Origin of the sequence: Tersicoccus solisilvae (genome assembly GCF_014643255.1) — a bacterium.
Taxonomy (GTDB): Bacteria; Actinomycetota; Actinomycetes; order Actinomycetales; family Micrococcaceae; genus Tersicoccus; species Tersicoccus solisilvae.
In genome coordinates, this window is the sequence record NZ_BMJI01000051.1 from 1 (window position 1) to 749 (window position 749).

A 749-nucleotide genomic window follows, 5' to 3' on the forward strand; every position below is an offset into this window, starting at 1 on the left:
CACAAGGCCGGGGCCAGCCAATCTTCAAAGCCAAGGGCAATTTTGGGCAGCCACAGCAGTGGCAAGAGCACCAGGCAGGCCAGGCGAGCGTACCAGGCCAAACGCTTAAGTTCGCCCTGGGGATGGAAGCGCCGGTATGCATACCAGGCCAGTAATAGACAGAGGAACAGCTCTACCCTGGCGATTTGCGCATACAGCGGCTGAGCGCGGAAACTCAGGCTATGCACCTCCACAACGGCGAAGATCACCTGAGCCGCCAGCGGTAACAACAAGGCCCAGGCCAAGGCCTCGCTGACCCTGAGTTGTTGCCTGCGCGCGAGTAGCAGCAAGGCCAGACTCAATCCGGGAATTATCACCAGGAAGTAGTGTTCACTCATCAGCCAAGCGCTAACCAGGGCTAAAGACACCAGCAGCACGTTGGCAAGCTCGCGTCCCAGCTGCAGCAGTTGTTGCTCCCAGCGGCTGAGTTCGGGCTGTTTGCCCAGCAGTTGGTTAAAGCCAAACAAGCTAAGCGTGCTTAGCCCCCAAGCCAGCAGCGGCAGTGACAAGAGTGCCGGCGCTTCATTGATCATATCGCCAAGGGCCAACAGGTTGATGAACAGTCCCAGAGCCAGCAGGGTGATGGCCTCGATTCGCAGCGAGGCTTGCTGCTCACGGCAACCTAGCCACATCAACAGCAAGGCTTCGAGCAGTAACACCAGCCCCAGCAGCTCACCACTGAGCAGGCTGAGCGCGACAAAACCGAGGCA

General features: G+C 59.0%; 1 protein-coding gene. It reads right to left on the minus strand.

Translation table 11 applies throughout. The features are described from left to right. Positions 1–749 (minus strand): hypothetical protein (locus tag IEX22_RS16170; RefSeq protein ID WP_229660101.1); only part of this gene is annotated, 749 nt, incomplete at both ends.